The organism is Eubacterium callanderi, assembly GCF_900142645.1.
GTDB lineage: Bacteria > Bacillota > Clostridia > Eubacteriales > Eubacteriaceae > Eubacterium > Eubacterium callanderi.
The window spans coordinates 223,941-245,185 of sequence record NZ_FRBP01000007.1 but is presented as its reverse complement, the minus strand read 5'-3'; the positions used below and the strand labels follow the sequence as shown (position 1 = coordinate 245,185).

Here is a 21,245-nt window from a genome sequence, read left to right as displayed (position 1 = left end):
TATTTATGCCTGAAACCCTTTAATATTAAAATCTAAACGTTTTCCTTTGAAAGTTCTTGCTAAAATTTTTCTTCCGTTGAAATTTTTCTTTATCCTACCTATAATGGACACAACAAACAAAACAAGTTAACCAGAAAGGCAAAACACAATGAAAATATATTCTGCGGAAAATTATGAAGATTTAAGCCGAAAAGCGGCAAATATTGTTTCGGCACAGATTATCATGAAACCTGACTGTACCCTTGGACTGGCCACTGGTTCAACCCCTGAGGGGCTGTATGCCCAGCTGGTGGAATGGTATAAAAAAGGTGACCTGGATTTTTCCGGGGTGCGCTCGATCAACCTGGATGAATATAAGGGCCTTGCCGGCAGTCATCCCCAGAGCTACCGCTATTTTATGGACAGCCACCTGTTTGACCACGTCAATATCAAAAAAGAAAACACCCACCTGCCAAACGGCATGGAGACCGATACCCACAAAGAATGTCTGCGCTACAACGCTCTTCTTGCAGAGTCCGGCGGCATTGATCTCCAGCTCCTTGGCCTCGGACGCAATGGACATATCGGCTTTAACGAACCCGGCGAAGCCTTTGAAAAAGAGACCCACTGTGTCGCGCTGACCGAAAGTACCCTCCAGGCCAACGCACGCTATTTTGAAAGTCCTCAGACAATGCCGCGCCATGCCTATACGCTGGGAATTAAAGCTATCATGCAGGCTCACTGTATCCTGATGGTCGTCAGCGGGCCAGCGAAAGCCGAGGCCCTTTGCAAAAGCCTTTATGGTCCCATCACGCCACAGGTTCCGGCATCCATTTTACAGCTCCATAACCATTTGATAGTCGTAGCGGACAGAGCGGCCTTGTCCATTATTAACGAGGTCCGGAGATGATTCTAAAGAACGCTTTGATCTATACGCCGGAAAATACCTTTAAAAAAGGGGATTTGGCAGTAAACGGCAGCGTGATCTCTGAGCCTGCTGCCGGGGATTCTAAAATTTTTGATGCCTCCGGCCTCTACGCCATTCCCGGGCTCACCGATATCCACCTTCACGGCTGCATGGGCCATGATTTCTGTGACGCCGCCGAAGATACTCTTGAGGCCATAGCGGCTTACCAGGCACGCAGTGGTGTGACAGGCTTTGTGCCTGCCTCCATGACCTTTTCTGAAAAAAAGCTGTCCGGCATTTTCGAAAACGCTGCCCACCAAGAGCAGGAAGCCGGCGCCATGCTTTTGGGCGTCAACATGGAAGGGCCTTTTCTCGCCGAAAAAAAGAAAGGCGCACAAAACGCCCGTTATCTTATGCCGCCGGATATCCCGATGTTCCGCCGGCTGAACGCCATCTCAGGCGGCCGTATCAAGCTGGTCACCCTGGCGCCTGAGCTTGCCGGCGCCTCTGAGTTCATCACTGCCCTGAAAGATGAAACCGTCATTTCACTCGGCCACACCGAAGCCTCTTTTGAGACAGCCTCCAATGCCTTTGATCTGGGGGCCTCCCATGTAACGCACCTCTTTAACGCCATGCCGCCCTTTAACCACCGGGAGCCTGGGCTCATCGGCGCGGCCTTTGACCATCCCGGCGTTACGGCCGAGCTCATCTGCGATGGTGTTCACGTCGCCCCGGCTATGGTCCGGGCGGCTTTCAGGCTTTTCTCAGCCGAACGCATTGTTCTCATCAGCGACAGCATGCGGGCCACAGGTCTGGACGACGGCGACTATACTCTCGGCGGACAGTCTGTACATGTCCACGGAAACCGGGCAACCCTTGCGGACGGCACTTTGGCAGGCTCAGTTACCAATCTTATGGACTGTCTGAGAAACGCTGTGGCCTTTGGCATTCCTCTGGCAGACGCGGTACAGGCTGCGGCTGTCAATCCGGTGCGCGTCATCGGTGAGTCTGACCGTCTGGGCAGTCTGGAACCCGGCAAGCTCGCCAATATGGTGCTGCTTGATAAAAGCCTGAATGTTGTGAAAGTTTTTATCAAGGGAAAATCCATGGTATGAAAAAGCCCCGGTCAGGACTGCTCTTGGCAGCCTTGACCGGGGTCTCTGTTTTTTATTACTCTATTCCGCTGAGTAGTAATTCAGCTTATCTCTGAGCTCGGACTCTGGTCTCAAACCAACCAGGGTCTCTACCACCTCACCGTTCTTGAACAGCTTCATGGTCGGGACACTCATGACACGGTATTCTGTGGCCAGGGCGCTGTTTTCATCAATATCAACCTTGACGATCTTTACTTTGCCGCTCATTTCCTCAGACAGCTTGTCCACAATGGGTGTTAAAGCCTTACAGGGTCCGCACCAGGTCGCGAAAAAGTCGACCAGGACAACGCCTTTATGATCTAAAACTTCACTCTTAAACTCGCTTGAATTTACTTTCTTTGCCATTTTAATGCCTCCTATAAATTTTTAATCTGCTGTGCCTGCGCATCCAGCTCTGCGACAGCTTTTTTATTTTCAAGTGCCGGCGTCTCATCGGTGTGGGAAATCTCCACAAAACCCATGGGTACGGCGTTCAGATTTTTCAAATACCATTCCAGCGTGTATTCCATGCCTTTGAACTGGTGCCCGTAGGACGGGGCGCCGCCCACTCCGATAAAAATGATTTTCTTGTTTGGAATATGGGAGTGATCCCCCAGATTATAGATCATCTGGGTCCGGTCAATAACAGTTTTCAGCTTGGAGGGAAACGCGGTAAAGTACACAGGGCTTGCGATGACCAGCAGATCACAGTCCATAAAATCGTCGTAGATCCATGTCATATCATCGTCCTTGATCACACACTCGCCCTGATGGGGAATGCAGTAATCACAGCCCTTGCAGTGCTCCACATGCACCTTGTTTACATTGATGAGTCGGAGCTCGTTATCCTCCCGGATCTGCTCCAGAAAATAATTCAGTATTTTACTGGTGTGGCCATTATTCCGATGGCTTCCCATAATCGCGGTAATTTTCATTCTTTTCTCCTCGTCCTGTTGGTAACTCTATCCTAAACCCTTTAACAGGAAATGTCAATATGACTTCCCGCTTCGGTTTTTTCCACAATAATTTTGGTATCAATACGGTCCTTAAGCTCTTCGACGTGAGAGATGATGCCCACGGTACGGCCGTCATTTTTGATGGACAGCAGACAGCTGATGGCATTATCAAGGGCCTCTGGGTCCAGGGTGGCAAAACCTTCATCAATAAAAATCGTATCCAGTGAAATGCCGCCTGCGTAGGACTGGACAATATCCGAAAGTCCGAGGGCCATGGACAGTGCCGCCATAAAGGTTTCCCCGCCCGACAGGGTGTTGGCGCTGCGGCGCAGCCCGGTATAGGCGTCGACCACCTCGATTTCAAGGCCGCGGTTGCCGGATTGCTTGAAGTCACCCATGACCTCCAGGCGGTAACGTCCTGAGGACATTCTTTCCAGAAAAACATTGGCGCTTTCCAGAATATCCTGCAAATACGCAGACAGGATATACCGCTCAAAGCTGATCTTTGGCTTTCCTGCCAAGGTTCCCTTGATGGTCTGGTCCAGATGGGTGTAAATTCCCTGAAGGCGCTCGACCTCTTTCAGTTCCTGTACCAATCCCTCTATTTTCCCGATCTGCTGACGGTTCTGGGTGATCTTTTCATTCAGAATCGTTATCTCCCGGCGGTAGCCTTCGATCTGCGCTTCCAGTGCCTGCTGGTCTTCACGGTAACGCGTAAGCTCAACGGGTTTCTTATCCCTGAGCCCGTCCTCAAGCTCCTGCACCCTTTCGGCAGTGCTTTTGAGGTTAAACCGGTACTGCTCCAGCCCGGCTTCCATTGTCTGGATCGCTTCATCACTCATGTTATGGCAGCCCGCATAGATTTCCGATGTAAGCCCCGCATCTCTGAGGGCTCTGCTGTAGTCTTCACTCTGCTTGATTTCTTCCTCGGCGGCCTTTTCCAAAGCCTGACTGCCATTTTTGAAGTTGGCTGCCTGTACGGCTTCCTCCTGCAGCAGCTTCTGGTGGTTGGCCTGAATGTTATCTTTATACCCCTTCTTTTCAGCGATTAACGCACTGGTATTGCGCTCAAAGCTTTCAACTTTTTTCAAAAACGCCTTTGGGTTTTCCATTTCGGGCGGAAATCTTAAAGCCTCCGCCAGATTTGTTATCTGTTCCTCCATCTGGGAGAGCTGCCCGCGCAGCAGCCCAGTTTCTTCCCGGGCTTCCCTCAGCTGTCCCTCCAATGCCCCGTAGCTTTCCAGCTGAGTTTTCAGTTTCTTTGCCACAGACTCCAGGCCGCCTTTTTCCTTCTGCCTGGCCTTGAGCTCCTTCTCAGCATTCTGACATCTGGCGTGCAGAACCTCAAAGCTCTCCTCCAGATGCTTTTGCAGTCTGGTCACTTCCACTTTATCTGGAAGCACATTATCCACGGTATCCATCATTTCCGCAAGTCGGCCTGAAAGCTCTTTCTGGCGTGTCTCAATTTCTTTGCGCTGCAGGGTACCCTCATTTTTCAGGGAGCCGCTTTTAATTTTGAGTGTATTCAAAGCCTCTGTCATCTCGGCCAGAGCCGACGCATCGACAGACTCCTGGAGCTCGGCCTTCCGGGGATGGTGGACGCTGCCGCACACCGGGCAGGGCTGTCCCTCCTCAAGCCCTGCGGCCAGTCCCGCGGCGGTTTGCTGCCGCTGCTTCTCAATTAAAGCCTGACAGGCGGCCTCCTGTGCCTTGATGCGGTTCTGGTTTTCCTTCCATTCCTTTCTCAGGGCTGTAATCCGGCGCTCACGGTTTTCGATGACACTGTAAATTTCCAGAGCCTCCTCCACCCGCTTCTGCCGGCTAGTCAGATTTTCCAGCTCATGGCCGCTTCGCTGAAAAGCTTTTTCCAGCTCGAATATTTCCTTATCCAGCGTGTAGCTCTCATGCTCCAGCTTTTTTAAGGACTCACTGTCTTCCTGCTGGCGTTTTCCTTTTTCCTCGAGCTGTGCCAGCTCCCCGCTTCGTCTTTGTAATCCAGTGTGCTTTTCCTCAAAAGCACGCAGGCTTTCGGACAGCCTCTTTTCAATGTCGAGCTTTTCCTGAAGCTGCTCAACAACCGCGCTGTATGCGGGTGCGCTGACTGCCTCGTATTCTGCTTTTGATTTTTCAAGGTCTTTCTGACAGCTTTCCAGCCGCTCTTTAATCATTTCAAGCTCTGCCGCTGCCCCTTCCTTCTTGCGGTAGGCCCGGTTCCAGGCTTCCTCATAGGGTTTGACCGACAGTGCTTTCTTTGACAGGGCCAGGGCCTCTTCTCTTTCCCGGATAACATCCTGCTCATCCTGCAGCGCCTTCAGGCGTTTCCTTTGGTTTTCCAGCTGTTCAAACCGGCTGTTAATCTGCTCGCCGGCGGTCAGAGTGATGCGCAGCTGCTCCAGTGACCGGACAGCCTCTTTCTCCTGTTCTGCCAGCGCATCAATTTTGGCCGTGTCAGCCTCGATTTCTTTCCGGGTTAAATCCAGCACGTAATCCATGGTTTTATCATTCTGTGTCAGGGTGTCCGCAAGCTCGGAGTCTCCGCCGCATTTGATGTGCTGGCGCTCCGTTTCCATCTCAACGCTTAAGTCATTGTGGCGCCCTCGGATTTCCCGCAGGCCTGAGGCTACCTTATCCTTGAGGTTATTGTACAAATCCATCCGAAAAATACTTTTTAAGAGCTCAACCCGTTCCTCCTCCTTTGCTTTCAAAAGACGGCTGAACTCCCCCTGAGGCAGCATGACAATCTGGCGGAACTGGTTGGCATTGATGCCGAGGATTTCCTGGATCTTTTCTCCCACCTCAGCTACTGAGGCGGAAATCAGTTTTTCCTCACTACCCGCTATCTCGTACAGCGCCGCCTCGTGCTTTTGCCGGGCAGTGCCCTGTCCACGCTCTTTTTTCCGATCCTGCTCAGGGATTCGCCTGATACGATAGGTCTTTTCCCGCAGCTCAAAGGTAAAATCCACCCACATCATTTCCAGCGGATCGCCAAACTGGCTTTTCATCTCTCTTGACTGCCGGAAAGTATTGCTGCCCTCGCCGTACAGCGCGTAACACAGCCCGTCAAAAATAGTGGTTTTCCCACTGCCGGTGGGGCCGGTAATCAGAAAAAGTTCCTTGTCCAGCTTTGTAAAATCAATCTGCTCCTCCATAAAAGGGCCAAAATGGTGCATGTAAAGGGCAATGGGTTTCATCTTTCTTCCTCCATGGTGGTCTCAAGCAGCTCCGTAATCACTGCCTGCTCGTCCGCCTGCATGGCCTCTCCGTTGACAAAGGCGTAAAAATCCTCGAACAGCTTCAGCGGGTCCTGTATCCGCTCCTTGATACGGCGACTGCTCTTCTGAGCCTCGGTTTTCTCCCGTTTCTCATAGGCCATCTCCAGCACATTCGGATAAACCCTGCGGAGCTTGTCCATTGGGTTTACCAGTCGCTCCTGATCCTCCAGAATCACCTTCAGATAATCTTCCCGGCCTTCGGCTTCATAGGCCTCAAGGGCCGTCAGTTCTTCAAGTCTTCCGTGGATGACGCGCAGGTCACGCATCGGCTTAAAGCTCACCGGCTCCAGACTCAGCGCGCCCTTTTCACCAAGCTCCACCAGCGTTACGGATTTTTTCTGGTTCCACTCCGAAAAGGAATATTTCAGCAGAGACCCTGAGTAGCGCACTTTGTCCCACAGCGCCTTCTGCGGCCTGTGCAGATGCCCCAGTGCTACATAGTCAAAGGCCTCAAAGATCTCGGCGCAGGCGTACTCAATGCCGCCGATCTCAATGGGCCTGACTGAATCGTCAATGGTCTGAATATCCGCCATATTACCTAAAATCAAGCCGTGAGAGACCAGGACGTTACGTTTGGATGTATCCATACGCCCGGTGATCTCAGCGGTAATCTCCCGGTACATCTCATCGTAGCCCATGGGCTTTTCAAGCTTCATCAGGCTCCGGTATTCCACCGGCTTGATGAAAGGCACACTCCAGAAACAGACCTCGCCCCAGTCATCGCTCAGTGTCACAGGCTCCTGCCCCGGCAGATAATTTCCCGCGATATGGAGTCCCTGCTTTTCAAGAATACCACCATTCATGGCCAGCCGCTCACGACCGTCGTGGTTGCCGCCGATGAGCAGAACCGGTATCCCCAGCCTGAGAATAATTTCAGAAAGTACTGTGTCCACCAGCCCCAGCGCCTCCCTGGAAGGGACCGACCGGTCATAGATATCGCCGGCGACTAAAAGGATGTCCGGCCGCTCCCGGTCAAGCCAGGTGAGCAGCTGTGTGAGCAGAGCCTCCTGATCCTCCAGCAGGCTTTTTTCATTGAGTGTCCGGCCAATATGCCAGTCTGAGGTGTGTAGTATTTTCATGATCGTTCTCCTTTATGACAAGTATAGCGGATTCAGGCAAAAAACACAAAAGCCGGAGTAAGAATACTCCGGCTGGTTTGTAAAAATTTTGAAAGAGGGTAACTTGTTTACGTCATTATCATACTGCTTTTTGCTTAATTACCCCTTAAGCTTTTTTGGCGTTTTTGTTCTGGCTGACCACGCTTTTCAATGCCTTGTGAAATTTGGAAGAGCACTGGATTTTGGCGCCGCGTACCTGGTCTCCCTCCCGGTAGAGTACCACATACTTGGCTTTATTCTCAATCCGGGCAACGGTATAATTCTTAACCTTGCCATTAATCCCCTTAAAGGCATCTTCCGGCACCACATCAAACATTGCCTTGACCGGAATATCTGCAACTTCCTTGCGCCAGAAAAAGATTTTCCGCTCAATGTTCAGGCTCTGATGCGTCAGCAGCATAAAGAACCCGGTGGTAATAAACCTGAGAATCACGACAAACACTACAATCATCACGATCAGAGCCGCGATACCGATCCCTGTTTTTAAAGCGTAGTCATCCATCTGGCTGATGGAGCGGTTATAAATAAATACATAGGCCACGACAAACAGCCCGATAAGTATCATGCCAATGGCGCTGAACTCACGGCTGCGGACCTCTTCTCTTGCTTTAACTGCCATAATAATCTCCCTTGATAATCGATTCTTTTCAATTATCATACCCGATTTAGGGAAGTTTTGCAAGGCCGTCAAAAACCGAAAAAAATAAAAAATCCCCGGCAATCCAGGGACTTATTCAAAAGCCTTAATTAAGCTTCCGGTGAAAATTCATCTTTGCTGACGCCGCATTCCGGGCAAACCCAATCTTCCGGCAGATCAGCGAAAGCTGTTCCAGGAGCTACACCATTATCAGGATCACCTACAGCGGGATCATAAACATAACCACAGATATCACATACATATTTTTGCATTTTTTTCTCCTCCTTCGAAGGTCTAGAATTTATTTATCTTGTATATACCCCGGAGAATTTGATTTTAAACTCCGTTACCGCAATTATAACGAAATTTTCGCTATTTTTCAATGGAAACTTAAATATTTCGGGATTTTAAGGTATAATAGTTTTCGACACCTGTCATCGGAGGCACTTATGCAAAAAATAAAACCCTATCTGGCTATTTCTTACACCCTGGTTTTCTGGGGCATTTCTTTTATCAGTACAAAAATCTGTCTTCAGGCTTTTTCGGTATACGCTTTAATTTTCGGACGCTTTGCCATTGCGGCGATCATTCTGTTTCTGGTCAAGCGAAAGCTCGAACCAGAGCAGCGGCTTCTGAAAAAGGATCTTCCCCGTGTTTTAATCGCAGGGCTTATCGGCTTCACAGGCTATTATGTGTTTGAGGCGGTGGGTGTAGACCTGACCGGAGCCTCCATGGCCTCCATTTTATTGAGTCTTGTGCCGATTTTCTGCATGCTCATTGACACGGTAATTCTTAAACGGCGGTTTACTTTCATAAAGGCAGGTGCTGTGGCCTTTTCCGTAGTGGGCGTTATCATGATTGTGGGGCTTTCTGAGATTGAGATCAACCCCTGGGGATGCGGCGCCATGATTTTATCAGGCCTTGGCTGGCTTTTATATAATTATTTGGCCAAGCCTCTTTACAGCCGTTATACAGGGCTGGATATCACCACCTACCTCTCGGCCTGCATTGCGGGAGTTACACTGCCGCTGGCCTTCGCCTTCCCACCGGACTTCAGCCTTTTTACCGGAGAGATCATCATCAATTTCCTGTTTTTGGCTGTACTGGTCTCCGCCACGGCCAACCTCACCTATATGTATGCCTTGCGGAGCATCCCTATTCTTACTGTGACCATCCTCGTCAATTTTGTGCCGGTCGTCACCATTGTCTTCAGCGCCCTGGTGCTCGGTGAGACATTCACGGCGCTGCAGCTGCTCGGCGCGGCTCTGGTGATTGCATCAGTCTGTCTGACCGCACTGCCGGAAAAGCCTTCGGGCAATTCTGAAGATGAAATCGAACCTGAAGGCTGATTTCATTTTTGAATTTTTTTAACTTTAAATTTTATTTTCTGCCGGAGAGCGCGCTGCGTTTTCCGGCTTTATATTTAGCTTTTCATCTCCTGTAAATATCTCTGTCCTTCCTTATTATATATAGGGCAAACCATTTTCTTTCAAAAAGATTTATTCTATTTTTCGTAAAATATTGTAAATTTTAAAATAGAAATCTAAAAACATGGATAAAAATCTTCATATTTCATCTTTGAAATCCTTTAAAATTTATTTTTACAAAAAACGGCTGATTCTAGCCATTCCTTCGCTTTTGATTTTTTGGCACGGGACTTGCGTTATATAAAGGCATAAGAAAAAACACATAATGATCATGGAGGGTAATGATTATGACACGTAACTTTTATTCCAATTTATTCACTCGCAAAGAGGACATTGAACTCATTCACGACAAAAGCTTGTATCTGCTCGCAAATAAGGGGATTTTATTTGATAACGAAGAAGCACGCGATATTTTAGCAAAAGCAGGCTGTAAGGTAGACGGCAAGATCGTTTATATCGACAAAGACCTGGTCGAAAAATGTGTGGCTCTGGTTCCAAAGACCTTTGATATGTATTCAAGGGGTATGAAATTCACAACAGGTGTTGGTCAGGAAATGATGGTTCAGTCTTCACTGGGTCCAGTCAATGTTCTGGATAACGGCGAATACCGCAAGGCCAACGCTGAAGATTATATCAACTTTATTAAAATTCATCAGGACAGCGACATCATGCACCTGATCGACGCGGATATCGTCGTGCCAAACGATATTCCGACTAAGATCCATACCGAATGGACAACACTGGCAAACTTGAAATATTCTGATAAATTAATCGGTGGTCACAATGGTACCAAGGAACGTTGTGAAAAATTCATCAAGCTGGTTCAGGACTTCAATGACGACCACGAACACTGTCAGACCATTACTCTGGCCACCAACTCCGCTCCATTTGCATGGAACAAGGAAATGTGTGATACCATCATCACCTACGCCAGAATGGGCCAGGCCCTGGTTATCACAGGCGTTGGCTTAGCCGGTATGACTTCTCCGCCGACCCTGGCTTCCACCACTGTTCAGAACAATACCGAACTGCTGGCCGGTCTCGTATTGTCTCAGCTTGTTCAGCCAGGCGCACCGGTTATTTACCAGTTAAGCTCTCTTGAATGTGACTTGAGATACTCTCTGTGCGTATGTGGCGGACCTGAAACCTTCCAGTCCTTCTGTACCATGCGTGAACTGGCAGACTTCTACGGACTGCCTTGCCGTGCCAACGGCTGTCTCGCAGACGCCAAACAGGACGACTACCAGAGCGGCGCTGAATCCATGCTGATCTGCTTATCCGGCTATATGGTAGAACCTGAACAATTATACATGCTCGGCGGTATCTTAGATTCCTACGGTGCTTTAGGCTATGAAAAATATATGCTCGATGAACAAACTGCCCGCATTGTCAAACATCTCTTAAAGGGAACCACCATCAATGACCAGACACTCATGATGGACAAAATGGAAAAAGTTGAACACAAAACAAACTATATCGCCCGTACCAATAAGCTGTATAAGGCGGACTACTTCCTGCCACCACTGTACAACCGTCAATCCATCGGCAACTGGGAAGCTGCTGGCAGTCCAACTGTACAGGAACTTGCACGCAAAGCCTGGCAGGACCGCGTAGCCAACTACGAACTGCCAACCAAGCTCGAAGCATTCCAGGAAAAAATGATTGCAGATTTGATTCCTGAAGAATTCAGATTCTAAATTCCTTAACGAATTAACTAACCCATTTTATTAGTGCAAAATAGGGATTCGGCAATACCAGAACTTATTTTGCACTAATTTTTTTATCAAGGAGAGAGGAGACCTATGATGAATAAAAGTGTTATCAATAAGGACGATTTAAGCAAATTCAGAACCATGCTGATTGTTTTCCTGGTCAGCTTCGGCTCGGCCGTTCTTTTTCAGATTATTTACTTCCGTTTTTCGTTTTATGACACCATGATGACAAGCCTGAACATCAACAACGCCCAGCTCGGCGCCACCGGTGGTATTTACGGCCTGGTCGCCACGATCTGCTATCTTCCGGGAGGGATTATCGCAGATAAGATCCGGGCAAAATATCTTGCAGCTGTTGGTTTTTTCACCACCGCTGCCGTTATCTGCTGGTTCGCGACGCTTCCGTCCTACACCAGCATCATGATCATTTTTGGCCTTCTCGGCGTTACCAGTACCCTTATTTTCTGGGGTATCCGTTATAAGCTGATCCGCCTGGTCAGCGATGACAGCACCTATTCGCGAAACATTGGCCTGAGCTACGGGATTTATGGCGTCGGCGGCCTGCTTTTGGGCTTTGTCTCTCAGCAGATTTTCAACGCCTTTGTATCTGACTCCGCGGCTGGCTTTATTGTTGTCTTGATTGTCAGCGCTATTTTAAATGTTATTTTTGGTATCGCCACCTTGCTTTTTGTTCCAAAATTCGATGATGAAATCAAAGAGGGACAGGGCTTTAACCTCAATGAATTTAAAGAAGCCATCAAGCATCCTGGTGTCTGGCTGACCACTGCGTCCATGTTCTTTGTCTACTGCGCCTATGCCGCAATGGCCTATACCACACCATATCTGACTGACGTCTTTGGCGCTTCCATGGGTATTACCTCAACCGTTGGCATGATCCGTACATATGGTATCGCCCTGCTCTCTGCGCCCATCATCGGCAGTATTGCCACAAAAATTAATTCACCGGCCAAGGTACTCATTTTGATCATGGCCTTAACCGCTGTGTGCTCAGCTATTCTGATCTTCCTGCCAACCACAGCCGCTATGCTGATGATCGCCATCATACTTATTCTGGCGGTTGGTTTCTTCCTGACCGGCGCTTATGGCGTTGCGTCCTCACAGTTCACTGAGTCTGGTGTTCCCACTACCATCTTCGGTGCCGCTACAGGTATCCTGTCGGTTATCGCCTTTATTCCGGATATGTTTGTACCAGTTATCACTGGTAACTGGCTGGATCAGCATCCGGGTATGCTTGGCTATCAGATGAGCTTTGGATGTTTCCTGATCGCAGCTTCCATCATCGCGGTACTCTGCTCGGTGGCTATCCGTATCTATGTTAAGAAAAAGAATATTCAACCTGAAGATAAATAGCATACACCTGCGCGGGGAGGCTACGGCCTTCCCGCAAAAATATAAAATAGCCTGTTTACCATAATTTATCCGTTAAATCATTGGACTAAACCATCAAATCGTAGTAAGATACAATTATCTTACGAATGCTAATGTGTGATTGTGAAAGACAGAAGGGGGCGGACTTATGAAAAAATTTAAAATCGACAAATGGGCTATTATTATTACGCTGATCATTGTACTGGCGCTCAGTATCTACATTGTACTCCTGCCGGAGCAGGCAACTGCAACGCTCAATAACCTGCGCGTTTTTACAACATCCAAAATGGGGTTTTACTTTGTTTTGATTACCATCGGTATTTTTGCTGTAAACATCAGTCTTGCCTTCTCTAAATATGGAAACATTAAACTCGGCAAGGGCGACCCAAATTACAAAACCTTTAGCTGGATTGCCATGATCTTTTGTGCCACCATGGGGACCAGTATTCTGTACTGGGCCACACTGGAATGGGTTTATTATTATACCGGTCCGCCAATGGGGCTGGACCCGCAGAGTATGGCCGCCGCGGAGGTTGCCGTATCCTACAGTTTTTTCCATTGGGGTATTCCGGCCTGGGGGATCTATGCCATTGGCACAATCCCCATTGCTTACCGCTACTACATCCGCCAGAAAGACGGCCTTTCTCTGGCCGGTGGCTGTGAAGGGGTTACGGGCGGAAAGCCTGTCTGGAATAAAATCATCAATATCGTTTTTATTTTTGGTATTGTATCCGGCATTATCATCAGCTTTGGAACAGGGATTCCAATGCTGGTCAATAATCTGCACAACAGCGTTGGAACGCCAGATACCTTCATCATGCAGGTAATCATGGTGGTGGTCGTCACTTTTATTTTTACGCTCAGCTCATATGCCGGCCTTGACAAAGGGATGAAATTCTGTTCAGATTCTACAACATACCTCTTTTTTATCCTTCTGGCTTTTGTATTTATCTTCGGGAACCCTTTATTCCAGATTGAAAATACCATTAAAAGCCTCGGACTTATGATTAACAACTTTGTCCCGATGATCTTTGAGACAGAACCTATTGTTAAAACTGGATTCACCGCAGACTGGACGGTCTTTTACTGGGCCTGGTGGATTACACTGGCGCCCTGGATGTGGATTTTTATCGCAAAAATCTCCAAGGGCCGCACCATCAAGCAGGTCGTTCTCACCATATCCCTGGCCGGTCTCATCAGCACCGTACTCTTCTTTGGTATTCTTTCAAACTACGGCTTGAATTTACAGCTGACCGGACAGTTTGACTTTGTCTCCATTCTGCAGAACCAGAGTCCTGAGCAGGTCATCTCCTCGGCTATTATGGCACTTCCGCTCGGCAAAATTGTGCTCTTTGTCTGGTTTATCGTCGGTCTTATGCTGCTGGTCACTACGCTGGACTCTGCTGTGTTCACACTGGCGGCTGCCTCAGTTACCAACCTGAAAACTGATGAGATACCGCCGAAGAGCCTGAAGCTTTTCTGGGCTGTCATCATCGCTGCGATTCCGCTGTGCCTGATGTTTGCCAAGGCTCCGCTGGATTCGCTGAAATCGACCATTATCATCACAGCGATTCCGGTTTCCATCACGCTGATTTTCTGCATCATTTCCATTTTTAAATGGCTGAAGCAGGATTACGGTGACATGACAAGAGATGAAATCACCCGCAAGGAAAAGGAAACGGTTCCAGACTTCCCTGAAAAAGAACCGCTCTCCCCGAGTTCATGTGAAAAAGCAAGTGTGATCGATGCGTTGAATGAACACGAGTGATGTTTATAAAGCCTGGATGTTTTTATAGCATCCAGGCTTTATTAGTAACTTTAATGAAGGAGCATTGGACAAAACACCAAAAATATAGTAAAATAATAATACCTTGCGAATGTAAAGATTTTCCTAGCTAGCTTATCTTTGCATATCAAAGGAGGTATAAACCCATGAAAAAATATAAAATTGACAAATGGGCAATCATTATCACTCTGGCACTGGTTGCTGTCTTCAGTGTGTATATCATACTGATGCCCACAGCAGCGACGGAAATTCTGAATAATATTCGAATTTTCATTACAACCAAGATGGGCGTTTACTTTATTGTAATCACTATCGGTATCTTCGTCTTTAACTTCGCCGTTGCTTTTTCCAAATTTGGGAATATCAAGCTTGGCAAGGATAAGCCGGAGTACAAAACCTTCAGCTGGATCGCCATGATCTTCTGCGCAACGATGGGTGCTGCGCTTTTGTACTGGGCCGTTCTCGAATGGGTCTATTACTACATCACGCCGCCCCAGAGCATTACACCCGAGAGCATCGCTGCCGCGCAGGTCGCTGTATCCTACAACTTTTTCCACTGGGGCGTTCCCGCCTGGGGAATCTATGCCATTGGCACCATTCCTCTGGCCTACCGTTTTTATGTCCGCAGACAGGAGGGCCTCTCACTGGCAAACGGCTGTGAAGGTGTTACCGGCGGCCGGCCAATCTGGAATAAGATCATTAACATTATTTTTATTTTTGGAATCGTTTCAGGTATTATTTTAACCTTTGGAACAGGGGTTCCAATGCTGGTCAACAATCTGCACACCAGTCTCGGCACACCCGATAACTTTATCATGCAGGTCGTTATGGTGGTCGCAGTCACCATATTCTTTACCGCCAGTTCCTATGCAGGGCTTGAAAAGGGAATGAAATTCTGTTCAGACTCCACCATTTACCTGTGTTTCTTTTTACTGGCTTATGTCTTTATTTTTGGCGGGCCTCAATTCCAGCTTGAAAATACCATCAAGAGCTTTGGGATGATGCTCTCTAATTTTGTGCCCATGATCACCGAAACTGAGCCCATTATCAAGACTGGTTTTACAGCAGACTGGACCGTTTTTTACTGGGCCTGGTGGATTACCCTGGCGCCCTGGATGTGGATCTTCATTGCTAAAATCTCCAAGGGGCGGACCATCAAAGAGGTTATCCTGAGCATCACTGGCGCAGGTATGCTCAGCACACTTCTGTTCTTTGGTGTATTGTCCAACTACGGACTCCAGCTGCAGCTTACCGGCTCCTTTAACTTTGTCGAAATCCTCCAGACCCAGAGTCCGGAACAGGTTATTTCAACGGTTATCGCGGCCCTGCCTCTCGGGAAAATCATCCTGCTTGTATGGTTTCTCACTGGCACCATGCTGCTCATCACCACTCTGGATTCCGCTGTCTTTACTCTGTCCGCGGCTTCCATCAAAAATATTAAGGATGACGAAATCCCGCCGAACCATCTCAAACTGTTCTGGGCCATTGTCATTTCCGCGATTCCGCTGTGCCTCATGTTTGCAAAGGCGCCGCTGGATTCTCTTAAATCGGCCATTATTATATCAGCGCTCCCGGTGTCTGTAACGCTCATCCTCTGTGTTGTATCTCTGTATAAATGGATGAGAAAGGACTTTGGAAGCCTGACGCGGGCGCAGATTATTGAAAAGGAAAAAGACCCCACACCAGATTTTGAACCGGGTGATTTTACCTTACCACATGCTGACAAAAAATAAAAAAAGGCAAAGTAAGCGATCTGTCTCAGAACGCCTTGCTTTGCCTCTTTTTTATTTTAATGCTGATATTTTTTTAATAAACACTTAATCTAAATTCTCTATTTTTTCATTAAATCCTTACAGTATTCACTTACCAGCCGAAAAGCCTTGGAATGGCTGATGTCCAGATCTTCAGCGACCTTTTTCATGTTTCTGTGTTTTTTATAGGACTCACGGATCAGCTGTTTCCCAACGCTTTCCAGAATATAATCATAGCTTTCCTTATAGGTCTCCTCTGCCATGGCCGTACCCTCGATCATAAATTCTGGCAGCTCTTTCGGCGCAACCGGGCCGCTGGTGGACAGAAGAACCGTCCGCTCAATGAGATTCTTCAGCTGCCGGATATTTCCCGGCCAGTCGTAGGCAATAAGGATCGCCATGGACTTGGGAGAAAAATCAATGTCTTTTCCATATTTTTTATTATATTTTTTCAGAAAATAGGCTGTCAAAGGAAGAATATCTTCCCGGCGCTCCCTGAGAGCAGGAATCTCAATATTGATGGTGTTGATCCGCCAGTACAGATCTGAGCGGAACTTCTTTTCCGAGACCAGTTTTTCGAGGTTGGCGTTGGTAGCTGCCACAATACGGATATCCACATGTTTCATTTCACTTCCGCCCACCTGGATAAAGCGCTTGTTTTCCAGAACGTCCAGCAGCTTGGCCTGAAGCCCCGGGGCCATCTCACCGATTTCATCAAGGAACAGCGTGCCACCATCGGCCAGTTCCACAAGGCCGACCTTCCCCTTGGCGCTGGCTCCTGTAAAGGCATGGGGCGCATAACCGAATAATTCCGATTCCAGAAGGTTTTCCGGTATCGTGGCACAGTTAATAGCCCAGAACGGCTTTGAGGCCCTCAGGCTCGTTTTATGCACATATTCGGCAATCAGTGTCTTGCCTACCCCCGACTCTCCGGTTAAAAGAATCGGGACGTCGGACTCTGAAACTTTTTTGATGGTCAGCAGAATCTTGCAGAAAATATAGCTCTGACCGACAATCTCATCATCGTCCTTGCCGTCCTCAGCCTCTATTGTGTGGGTTTTGCTCCTGCTCCCGGCTTTACTCTTTTCACCGTCCAGCTTTCGCCAGGTCATGTCATATTTTTCAGGGATTTCATTGGCAATGGTCACGACCATTTCAATCTCCCCATCCTTATCAAAAATGGGCGTGAGCACCGTTGAAACGCTTTTTCCAATGAGCAGATAGTTCTGCTCCGCAAAAACAGTCCGTTTTTCCCCGACACACTTTTCCAGAGCCGTTGGCGTCCACTTCCCTTTTCTGAAAGAGTAGTTATTCTGACCGATCATCTCTTTCGGGTCTACCCCATAATGGCGGATGGAATTGGGATTAACATAAATAATCTTCCCTTCTTTGTCCATCACATATACATCCGATGAACAGTTTTCCAGAATTTTAATATAGACGTCCACCGGAATGGAACGGAGATATTCTAGGTACTCCTCATCAATTCCAAATTCTTTGTTTATTTTTCCCATAAGGCACCTCTGTTGTCTTCTGAATCCTCTCAAACGCTATACGGTTTCAATAGAAGTATTATATCATAGAAAGACCCGTTTTTTCTACCTAAAATCACAGCCTGGCTGTTTTTATAAGAATACTTTCCGGGCTCTTAAAAAGGTGGGGACGGTGATAAAGAACAGATAAAAGACTGCCCCGGTCCAGGCAATGGCAGCGGGCCCCAGCATTTCCGCGAGAAAGATTTTCAGGGGCAGGGATACCGCCGCGAAAACCAGATACATGACCACCTGAAAACGGATAATTTTGGCGCCGTTGAGCACCATAAAAAAAGGACTTGTAAAAGACAGCAGTACCTGCATCAGACACATCCCCAGCAGCGTCCCGTAGGATACAGCAACTGCCCCGCCAGACAGAATATCCAGCACTGGCTTTGCAAACAACAGGCACCCGACCGACGCCGATGCTGAAAACAGCAGAGATATCCAGACGACTTTGCGGGTCGCCTTTTTTACCCAGTCATAGTCGCCCCGGCTCAGTGCTTCGCCGTTTGCTGTCCACATGGGTGTGCTGAGCATCAGCGTCACTGTGCTGATCATGCCTGCAATTTTATATTGCAGGGCATAAGGAGTCACCGCATCCATTCCGGCAGCCTTTCCCACCAGGTAATTGTCCAGAGACAGGCTCAGGGCTGTCAAAACAGACAGGACAAAAAAAGCAAGTCCGGTTTGCAGCAGCCTTTTCGATATCTGTGAATCAAAAAAGCGGAGTGACGGGCGGAGCCCGGGCTGTTGAAAACCGTAGTACACAAAGGAGTTTAAAATCGCAGTAACCACCGTCACAGAAGATACCGCACCAATCATAACCACCGGTCCCAGATTAATCTTTGCCACAAGCAGTACCAGTAAAAGCCCCAGACAGCTTCCAGCACACTGCCATAAATGGTAGCGGTATCCCTCCTGAAGAGCCAGCTGTGTCCGCTGGATTAAAGACGCGGGAATATTGATAATAGTCGGCACCACAATCACAAACAGCACACAGCCTGCCATCTGTGCACCTTCACCATCCTGGACGTTTAACACCGCGGGCCAGTCCACAAAGGAATACGCCAGCCCCCAAAAAACGGACATCAGGAATGCCACACCTGCCATCATGACATAGACGCTTGTTATAATCTTTCGGTTGACTTCTCCATCCCCAAAAGTTGCAGCACGGCTTAACTCTGTCTGCAGACCGCTTCCAAGCCCCAGATCCGCAAAGGAAAACATGGCAAAAAACGAGGTGGCCGCATTCCATAAGCCGTAGAGCTCTATCCCCAGATAATCCAGAGTGATCCGAACTGTAATCAGGGGGATCAATGTCATAAAAACTTTGGATACCGCTGCTGCTCCGGCGGTCAGAATAACACCGCGCTGCCTTTTTTGTTTTATTTCCGCCTCAGAACAGCTTTCCTTTTTTCCAAAAAACAATCTTACAATTCCCTCTATCCGGCTCACGCCATCACCTCATCTCATTTTCCATTACCGCCAGCCATTGATCCCGGATCACCGCTGGATCAAAAAGGCACTGGGCCATTTCTTTTGATTTCTGCCCCATTATGCGCCGTTCCTCCTCTGAGGTTCCAGCTATTTTCATGAGTGCCTCTGCCATTGATGGCACTTCATGGGGATCGCACAAGATCCCGTTGCCGTTCACAATAACCCTGTAGTCTGAGACGAAGCTCATGACAATGGGTTTCCCAAGGCACATCCCCTCGCAGATTACATTAGGCAGGCCTTCAGCCTTGCTGAAAAGTGCGACCGCATCTGCCTCAGCCGTCCTTTCATAAATAAACGGCGTCTCGCTGTGGAGATGGATTGTTTTTTCCAGACCATAATCTATAATCTTTTTATCCGCGTTGCGGTAGGTCTGATCATCTCCCCGTATGGCTTCCTTTCTGCCATACCAGTCAATTCTCAGCTTTTTCCGGACAGCTTCTGGCAGAGTGTGGACCGCCTCGATCACCCCGACCACATTTTTTATTGGCTGATAACTTGCGGCGACCAAAAGCCGGACAACCTCCTGCTCCTCAGAAGACCTTTTCTGACCGTATCCGGTCAGGCTCACGGGATTATAGATTACCTTCAGCTTATCGGCATAATCCGGGTAATGCCTGAGCCACATACCGCGCGCCCTCTCTGAATTGCAAATTTTAGCGTCTGCTCTGCGCTCGAGTCGGTTTGCCACCTTTCTTTTGAACGACTGGAAAGTTTGCTCCCGGCTGCTGCTTTCCGTTGTGATCAGCTTCCAGCCCGTTGACTTTATCTTTGCCAGACAGGCCAGAGCATTAGGGGACTCCATCACAGAAATTACCACGTCACCGTCAAAATTCCTGAGAAAACGGATGATCTGTAAAAATTTAAAAACCTTGGAGGGGACGCTGATTTTTGTCACAGGAATTTCGGCTTTATCCAAAGTTTTTTTGAAAAAATCACCCTCGCTGTAAGTCAGGAAGGAGATCTGATGCCCCGCTTTTCTGAACAGCACCGCCAAATTCGTGAAGCGCCGCTGGGCGCCGCCAGACCCCAGGTTATCGATAAAGCATAAAATTTTCATTCGTTAAACCTCCTCAGCAGATGGCCTCCCCGATACACTTCTTCCAGATTTTTAAAACCCGCTCCGGACGGTAGCGCTTTAATCTGCTCAGAGCCTCCTTCCCCATCTTTTCCCGAAGTTCGCTGTCTTGGCATAATAATAAAGCTTTCTTCATAAATTCCTGCTGGTCGCCCGGCTGTACGGCAAAACCGCCTGCCCCCACTAAGTCTCTGATGCCCTCATGGCATTCAAAAACTACTGAGGGCAGTCCCACAGCCATGGCTTCCCCAAGAGCATTGGGAAATCCCTCCTGCTCTGAGGTCATCAGATAGATATCATTCTTTACAAGCTCAGCACAAGGGTTGCTGGTCTTTCCTCTCAGCAGCACCGTGTCCTCCAGTCCATAGCGGATGACCAGCCCCTGCAGGTATTTTCTTTCCCTCCCCTCGCCGTAAATATTCAGCTGTGTCCGGGGATTATGGTCATGAATTTTTTTAAAACACTCAATCATCGTATCAAGCCCTTTGACCGGGACAAGGCGGGCGCAGGAGACGAAGTGGATAACCGGGGTATCCTCCTGTCTCCGGTAATCTTTGACCGCCGGGGCCGCCTGTATGATATTCGGCGTCACCACTGTTTTATGCCTGAAGCGGCCTTTATCAAAATCCCGGAAATGTTCAAACTGTACCGTCACACGGGAGGCTCTGCAGTAGGCAAGCCGCATCAGAAGCCGCCACATTCCTTCAGGTATCCGGGCTTTGATATTATACCTTTCCGAGGCGATCACCGGCATCTTTTTCCCAAGCAGAGCAAAAACAGCCAGTATACTGTTGTTGGTGATAAAGGAGACCACTGCGTCAAAATCCTCAGCCGCCACCGTTCTCCGGATAAAAACCATGGCTCTCAGAAGATTCAGAACCCTTGATTTTAGGTTTGCCGCACGGTTTTCAAAACATTTAATCCCACTCAGGTTATACCGGGGACGCGACTTTACCCAGAGCGGCAACAGGCTCACGTCAAGACCCTGCTTTTTTCCATTCAATGCCAGCAGCTGCGCCATATTTCCCGCGCCGCCACTGTAATCATCCACGATAATTAACAGCCTCATTT

17 protein-coding genes are annotated in these 21,245 nt (G+C 48.4%); 7 read left to right on the top strand and 10 right to left on the bottom strand.

Features of this window, described 5'->3' with window-relative positions:
• The first annotated feature begins 148 nt into the window (after positions 1 to 148).
• Positions 149 to 889 carry a glucosamine-6-phosphate deaminase gene (gene nagB / locus BUC22_RS11350; RefSeq protein ID WP_013382772.1) on the top strand — a complete coding sequence of 247 codons (741 nt, stop codon included), beginning with the start codon at positions 149 to 151 and terminating at the stop codon, positions 887 to 889.
• Complete coding sequence (nagA, locus tag BUC22_RS11345) at positions 886 to 2,001, top strand: N-acetylglucosamine-6-phosphate deacetylase (protein WP_013382773.1); 1,116 nt, start codon at positions 886 to 888, stop codon at positions 1,999 to 2,001. Before nagB ends, nagA begins: the two co-directional genes overlap by 4 nt.
• 60 nt (positions 2,002 to 2,061) lie before the next feature.
• On the opposite strand, the gene trxA is transcribed toward nagA, so the two are convergent.
• The 6 genes from trxA to rd form a co-directional block, all read right to left on the bottom strand.
• Positions 2,062 to 2,385: a thioredoxin gene (gene trxA / locus BUC22_RS11340; RefSeq protein WP_013382774.1), complete on the bottom strand. Its 324-nt coding sequence runs from the start codon at positions 2,383 to 2,385 to the stop codon at positions 2,062 to 2,064.
• 11 nt (positions 2,386 to 2,396) lie between these two features.
• Positions 2,397 to 2,954, bottom strand: coding sequence for a flavodoxin family protein (locus BUC22_RS11335; RefSeq protein ID WP_013382775.1), 558 nt, complete (start codon positions 2,952 to 2,954; stop codon positions 2,397 to 2,399).
• Positions 2,955 to 2,995: 41 nt separating this feature from the next.
• On the bottom strand, positions 2,996 to 6,166 hold the full coding sequence (locus tag BUC22_RS11330; protein WP_013382776.1) for an AAA family ATPase: 3,171 nt from the start codon (positions 6,164 to 6,166) through the stop codon (positions 2,996 to 2,998).
• Entirely contained in the window at positions 6,163 to 7,326 is a 1,164-nt protein-coding gene (locus tag BUC22_RS11325) for an exonuclease SbcCD subunit D (RefSeq protein WP_013382777.1), read from the bottom strand. Before BUC22_RS11325 ends, BUC22_RS11330 begins: the two co-directional genes overlap by 4 nt.
• 145 nt (positions 7,327 to 7,471) lie before the next feature.
• A complete protein-coding gene (locus tag BUC22_RS11320; protein WP_013382778.1) occupies positions 7,472 to 7,984 on the bottom strand; it encodes a hypothetical protein in 513 nt (170 codons plus the stop codon).
• 128 nt (positions 7,985 to 8,112) lie between these two features.
• On the bottom strand, positions 8,113 to 8,274 hold the full coding sequence (gene rd, locus BUC22_RS11315; RefSeq protein WP_013382779.1) for a rubredoxin: 162 nt from the start codon (positions 8,272 to 8,274) through the stop codon (positions 8,113 to 8,115).
• Between the two features lie 177 nt (positions 8,275 to 8,451).
• Here rd and BUC22_RS11310 point away from each other — a divergent pair, with 177 nt between their 5' ends.
• The 5 genes from BUC22_RS11310 (at position 8,452) to BUC22_RS11290 (ending at position 16,049) form a co-directional block, all read left to right on the top strand.
• Positions 8,452 to 9,351: a DMT family transporter gene (locus BUC22_RS11310; RefSeq protein ID WP_013382780.1), complete on the top strand. Its 900-nt coding sequence runs from the start codon at positions 8,452 to 8,454 to the stop codon at positions 9,349 to 9,351.
• A gap of 365 nt (positions 9,352 to 9,716) precedes the next feature.
• On the top strand, positions 9,717 to 11,126 hold the full coding sequence (locus tag BUC22_RS11305; RefSeq protein WP_013382783.1) for a trimethylamine methyltransferase family protein: 1,410 nt from the start codon (positions 9,717 to 9,719) through the stop codon (positions 11,124 to 11,126).
• 105 nt (positions 11,127 to 11,231) lie between these two features.
• Positions 11,232 to 12,512 (top strand): MFS transporter, encoded by a 1,281-nt coding sequence (locus BUC22_RS11300; RefSeq protein WP_123876106.1) that lies wholly within the window; start codon positions 11,232 to 11,234, stop codon positions 12,510 to 12,512.
• Positions 12,513 to 12,678: 166 nt separating this feature from the next.
• Positions 12,679 to 14,298, top strand: coding sequence for a BCCT family transporter (locus tag BUC22_RS11295; RefSeq protein WP_013382785.1), 1,620 nt, complete (start codon positions 12,679 to 12,681; stop codon positions 14,296 to 14,298).
• A gap of 164 nt (positions 14,299 to 14,462) precedes the next feature.
• Positions 14,463 to 16,049, top strand: a complete 1,587-nt coding sequence (locus BUC22_RS11290; RefSeq protein ID WP_013382786.1) for a BCCT family transporter — start codon at positions 14,463 to 14,465, stop codon at positions 16,047 to 16,049.
• Positions 16,050 to 16,147: 98 nt separating this feature from the next.
• On the opposite strand, the gene BUC22_RS11285 is transcribed toward BUC22_RS11290, so the two are convergent.
• The 4 genes from BUC22_RS11285 to BUC22_RS11270 all read right to left on the bottom strand — a co-directional run bounded on the left by BUC22_RS11285 (position 16,148) and on the right by BUC22_RS11270 (position 21,243).
• The gene (locus BUC22_RS11285; protein ID WP_013382787.1) at positions 16,148 to 17,581 is read right to left on the bottom strand and encodes a sigma-54 interaction domain-containing protein; all 1,434 of its coding nucleotides are present in this window, start codon (positions 17,579 to 17,581) and stop codon (positions 16,148 to 16,150) included.
• A 111-nt stretch (positions 17,582 to 17,692) separates the two neighbouring features.
• On the bottom strand, positions 17,693 to 19,057 hold the full coding sequence (locus tag BUC22_RS11280; RefSeq protein ID WP_013382788.1) for a lipopolysaccharide biosynthesis protein: 1,365 nt from the start codon (positions 19,055 to 19,057) through the stop codon (positions 17,693 to 17,695).
• A 4-nt stretch (positions 19,058 to 19,061) separates the two neighbouring features.
• Positions 19,062 to 20,156, bottom strand: coding sequence for a glycosyltransferase (locus BUC22_RS11275; RefSeq protein WP_013382789.1), 1,095 nt, complete (start codon positions 20,154 to 20,156; stop codon positions 19,062 to 19,064).
• 13 nt (positions 20,157 to 20,169) lie between these two features.
• A complete protein-coding gene (locus tag BUC22_RS11270; RefSeq protein WP_013382790.1) occupies positions 20,170 to 21,243 on the bottom strand; it encodes a glycosyltransferase in 1,074 nt (357 codons plus the stop codon).
• Between the last annotated feature and the right edge of the window lie 2 nt (positions 21,244 to 21,245).